Annotated in this window: 2 tRNA genes and 3 rRNA genes; all 5 read left to right on the top strand. The window is 50.9% G+C overall.

Annotated elements, in window-relative coordinates:
* Positions 1–332 precede the first annotated feature (332 nt).
* Positions 333–1869: ribosomal RNA gene (locus tag CJF39_RS22165) — 16S ribosomal RNA — on the top strand.
* Between the two features lie 122 nt (positions 1870–1991).
* Positions 1992–2068 (top strand) — tRNA-Ile (locus CJF39_RS22170).
* A 9-nt stretch (positions 2069–2077) separates the two neighbouring features.
* Positions 2078–2153, top strand: a tRNA-Ala gene (locus tag CJF39_RS22175).
* A gap of 236 nt (positions 2154–2389) precedes the next feature.
* Positions 2390–5281: ribosomal RNA gene (locus tag CJF39_RS22180) — 23S ribosomal RNA — on the top strand.
* A 149-nt stretch (positions 5282–5430) separates the two neighbouring features.
* Positions 5431–5501, top strand: a 5S ribosomal RNA gene (gene rrf / locus CJF39_RS22185); the annotation flags it as partial.

Genomic DNA, 5501 nt, shown 5'->3' on the forward strand with positions numbered 1-5501 from the left:
GTTGACAGCAGCGTGTAACGCTGTAGAATTCGCCTCCCGCTGACGAGAGATCGAAAGCGCAAGTGGTTGATGTTACAGAGGAAACTTTGAAAACATCTTAAAATAACCGCTTGACAGCAACAGAGGCTGCTGTAGAATGCGCGCCTCGGTTGAGCGAAAGCTTAACCAACCGCTCTTTAACAACTGAATCAAGCAATTCGTGTGGGTGCTTGTGGAGTCAGACTGATAGTCAAAAAGATTATCAGCATCACAAGTTACTCCGCGAGAAATCAAAGATGTAACCAACGATTGCTGAGCCAAGTTTAGGGTTTTCTCAAAACCCAAAGATGTTTGAACTGAAGAGTTTGATCATGGCTCAGATTGAACGCTGGCGGCAGGCCTAACACATGCAAGTCGAGCGGTAGAGAGGTGCTTGCACCTCTTGAGAGCGGCGGACGGGTGAGTAATACCTAGGAATCTGCCTGGTAGTGGGGGATAACGTTCGGAAACGGACGCTAATACCGCATACGTCCTACGGGAGAAAGCAGGGGACCTTCGGGCCTTGCGCTATCAGATGAGCCTAGGTCGGATTAGCTAGTTGGTGAGGTAATGGCTCACCAAGGCTACGATCCGTAACTGGTCTGAGAGGATGATCAGTCACACTGGAACTGAGACACGGTCCAGACTCCTACGGGAGGCAGCAGTGGGGAATATTGGACAATGGGCGAAAGCCTGATCCAGCCATGCCGCGTGTGTGAAGAAGGTCTTCGGATTGTAAAGCACTTTAAGTTGGGAGGAAGGGCATTAACCTAATACGTTAGTGTCTTGACGTTACCGACAGAATAAGCACCGGCTAACTCTGTGCCAGCAGCCGCGGTAATACAGAGGGTGCAAGCGTTAATCGGAATTACTGGGCGTAAAGCGCGCGTAGGTGGTTTGTTAAGTTGAATGTGAAATCCCCGGGCTCAACCTGGGAACTGCATCCAAAACTGGCAAGCTAGAGTATGGTAGAGGGTAGTGGAATTTCCTGTGTAGCGGTGAAATGCGTAGATATAGGAAGGAACACCAGTGGCGAAGGCGACTACCTGGACTGATACTGACACTGAGGTGCGAAAGCGTGGGGAGCAAACAGGATTAGATACCCTGGTAGTCCACGCCGTAAACGATGTCAACTAGCCGTTGGGAACCTTGAGTTCTTAGTGGCGCAGCTAACGCATTAAGTTGACCGCCTGGGGAGTACGGCCGCAAGGTTAAAACTCAAATGAATTGACGGGGGCCCGCACAAGCGGTGGAGCATGTGGTTTAATTCGAAGCAACGCGAAGAACCTTACCAGGCCTTGACATCCAATGAACTTTCCAGAGATGGATTGGTGCCTTCGGGAACATTGAGACAGGTGCTGCATGGCTGTCGTCAGCTCGTGTCGTGAGATGTTGGGTTAAGTCCCGTAACGAGCGCAACCCTTGTCCTTAGTTACCAGCACGTAATGGTGGGCACTCTAAGGAGACTGCCGGTGACAAACCGGAGGAAGGTGGGGATGACGTCAAGTCATCATGGCCCTTACGGCCTGGGCTACACACGTGCTACAATGGTCGGTACAAAGGGTTGCCAAGCCGCGAGGTGGAGCTAATCCCATAAAACCGATCGTAGTCCGGATCGCAGTCTGCAACTCGACTGCGTGAAGTCGGAATCGCTAGTAATCGTGAATCAGAATGTCACGGTGAATACGTTCCCGGGCCTTGTACACACCGCCCGTCACACCATGGGAGTGGGTTGCACCAGAAGTAGCTAGTCTAACCCTCGGGAGGACGGTTACCACGGTGTGATTCATGACTGGGGTGAAGTCGTAACAAGGTAGCCGTAGGGGAACCTGCGGCTGGATCACCTCCTTAATCGACGACATCAGCTGCTCCATAAGTTCCCACACGAATTGCTTGATTCATTGAAGAAGACGATAGAAGCAGCTTTAAGCTCCAAGCTGATAGCTCACGCTAACAGTTACAAGCTCGAAATTGGGTCTGTAGCTCAGTTGGTTAGAGCGCACCCCTGATAAGGGTGAGGTCGGCAGTTCGAATCTGCCCAGACCCACCAATTTTGTATGGGGCCATAGCTCAGCTGGGAGAGCGCCTGCCTTGCACGCAGGAGGTCAGCGGTTCGATCCCGCTTGGCTCCACCATAAACTTGCTTCTGTATCGTAAAGCTTAGAAATGAGCATTCCATCAGCACGATGGTGAATGTTGATTTCTGATCTTTTGATTAGATCGTTCTTTAAAAATTTGGGTATGTAATAGAAAGATAGACTGAATGACACTTTCACTGGTGTTTATTCAGGCTAAGGTAAAATTTGTGAGTAATTGCAAGTTTTCGGCGAATGTCGTCTTCATAGTATAACCAGATTGCTTGGGGTTATATGGTCAAGTGAAGAAGCGCATACGGTGGATGCCTTGGCAGTCAGAGGCGATGAAAGACGTGGTAGCCTGCGAAAAGCTTCGGGGAGTCGGCAAACAGACTTTGATCCGGAGATGTCTGAATGGGGGAACCCAACCATCATAAGATGGTTATCTTGTACTGAATACATAGGTACAAGAAGCGAACCAGGGGAACTGAAACATCTAAGTACCCTGAGGAAAAGAAATCAACCGAGATTCCCTTAGTAGTGGCGAGCGAACGGGGACCAGCCCTTAAACTGTATTGATGTTAGCGGAACGCTCTGGAAAGTGCGGCCATAGTGGGTGATAGCCCTGTACGCGAAAACATCTTTGCAGTGAAATCGAGTAGGACGGAGCACGAGAAACTTTGTCTGAATATGGGGGGACCATCCTCCAAGGCTAAATACTACTGACTGACCGATAGTGAACTAGTACCGTGAGGGAAAGGCGAAAAGAACCCCGGAGAGGGGAGTGAAATAGATCCTGAAACCGTATGCGTACAAGCAGTGGGAGCCCACTTTGTTGGGTGACTGCGTACCTTTTGTATAATGGGTCAGCGACTTATTTTCAGTGGCAAGCTTAACCGAATAGGGGAGGCGTAGCGAAAGCGAGTCTTAATAGGGCGTCTAGTCGCTGGGAATAGACCCGAAACCGGGCGATCTATCCATGGGCAGGTTGAAGGTTGGGTAACACTAACTGGAGGACCGAACCGACTACCGTTGAAAAGTTAGCGGATGACCTGTGGATCGGAGTGAAAGGCTAATCAAGCTCGGAGATAGCTGGTTCTCCTCGAAAGCTATTTAGGTAGCGCCTCATGTATCACTGTAGGGGGTAGAGCACTGTTTCGGCTAGGGGGTCATCCCGACTTACCAAACCGATGCAAACTCCGAATACCTACAAGTGCCGAGCATGGGAGACACACGGCGGGTGCTAACGTCCGTCGTGAAAAGGGAAACAACCCAGACCGTCAGCTAAGGTCCCAAAGTTATGGTTAAGTGGGAAACGATGTGGGAAGGCTTAGACAGCTAGGAGGTTGGCTTAGAAGCAGCCACCCTTTAAAGAAAGCGTAATAGCTCACTAGTCGAGTCGGCCTGCGCGGAAGATTTAACGGGGCTCAAACCATACACCGAAGCTACGGGTATCACGTAAGTGATGCGGTAGAGGAGCGTTCTGTAAGCCTGTGAAGGTGAGTTGAGAAGCTTGCTGGAGGTATCAGAAGTGCGAATGCTGACATGAGTAACGATAATGGGTGTGAAAAACACCCACGCCGAAAGACCAAGGTTTCCTGCGCAACGTTAATCGACGCAGGGTTAGTCGGTCCCTAAGGCGAGGCTGAAAAGCGTAGTCGATGGAAAACAGGTTAATATTCCTGTACTTCTGGTTATTGCGATGGAGGGACGGAGAAGGCTAGGCCAGCTTGGCGTTGGTTGTCCAAGTTTAAGGTGGTAGGCTGGAATCTTAGGTAAATCCGGGATTCTAAGGCCGAGAGCTGATGACGAGTGTTCTTTTAGAACACGAAGTGGTTGATGCCATGCTTCCAAGAAAAGCTTCTAAGCTTCAGGTAACCAGGAACCGTACCCCAAACCGACACAGGTGGTTGGGTAGAGAATACCAAGGCGCTTGAGAGAACTCGGGTGAAGGAACTAGGCAAAATGGCACCGTAACTTCGGGAGAAGGTGCGCCGGTGAGGGTGAAGCATTTACTGCGTAAGCCCACGCCGGTCGAAGATACCAGGCCGCTGCGACTGTTTATTAAAAACACAGCACTCTGCAAACACGAAAGTGGACGTATAGGGTGTGACGCCTGCCCGGTGCCGGAAGGTTAATTGATGGGGTTAGCTAACGCGAAGCTCTTGATCGAAGCCCCGGTAAACGGCGGCCGTAACTATAACGGTCCTAAGGTAGCGAAATTCCTTGTCGGGTAAGTTCCGACCTGCACGAATGGCGTAACGATGGCGGCGCTGTCTCCACCCGAGACTCAGTGAAATTGAAATCGCTGTGAAGATGCAGTGTATCCGCGGCTAGACGGAAAGACCCCGTGAACCTTTACTATAGCTTTGCACTGGACTTTGAATTTGCTTGTGTAGGATAGGTGGGAGGCTTTGAAGCGTGGACGCCAGTCTGCGTGGAGCCATCCTTGAAATACCACCCTGGCAACTTTGAGGTTCTAACTCAGGTCCGTTATCCGGATCGAGGACAGTGTATGGTGGGTAGTTTGACTGGGGCGGTCTCCTCCTAAAGAGTAACGGAGGAGTACGAAGGTGCGCTCAGACCGGTCGGAAATCGGTCGTAGAGTATAAAGGCAAAAGCGCGCTTGACTGCGAGACAGACACGTCGAGCAGGTACGAAAGTAGGTCTTAGTGATCCGGTGGTTCTGTATGGAAGGGCCATCGCTCAACGGATAAAAGGTACTCCGGGGATAACAGGCTGATACCGCCCAAGAGTTCATATCGACGGCGGTGTTTGGCACCTCGATGTCGGCTCATCACATCCTGGGGCTGAAGCCGGTCCCAAGGGTATGGCTGTTCGCCATTTAAAGTGGTACGCGAGCTGGGTTTAGAACGTCGTGAGACAGTTCGGTCCCTATCTGCCGTGGACGTTTGAGATTTGAGAGGGGCTGCTCCTAGTACGAGAGGACCGGAGTGGACGAACCTCTGGTGTTCCGGTTGTCACGCCAGTGGCATTGCCGGGTAGCTATGTTCGGGAAAGATAACCGCTGAAAGCATCTAAGCGGGAAACTTGCCTCAAGATGAGATCTCACTGGAACCTTGAGTTCCCTAAAGGGCCGTCGAAGACTACGACGTTGATAGGTTGGGTGTGTAAGCGCTGTGAGGCGTTGAGCTAACCAATACTAATTGCCCGTGAGGCTTGACCATATAACACCCAAGCAATTTGATCGAAAGACCAGATTGCGGTGTGTGAAGACGATACAAACCGAAAGTTTGCACCTCACAAAACACCAAACTATTACATACCCATTCGCTGGAGCGTTAACCGTAAGGTAAACGACCTGGCTACCGAATTTCTTGACGACCATAGAGCATTGGAACCACCTGATCCCATCCCGAACTCAGCAGTGAAACGATGCATCGCCGA

It is taken from the genome of Pseudomonas lundensis (assembly GCF_002269125.1).
GTDB classification, from domain to species: Bacteria; Pseudomonadota; Gammaproteobacteria; order Pseudomonadales; family Pseudomonadaceae; genus Aquipseudomonas; species Aquipseudomonas lundensis_A.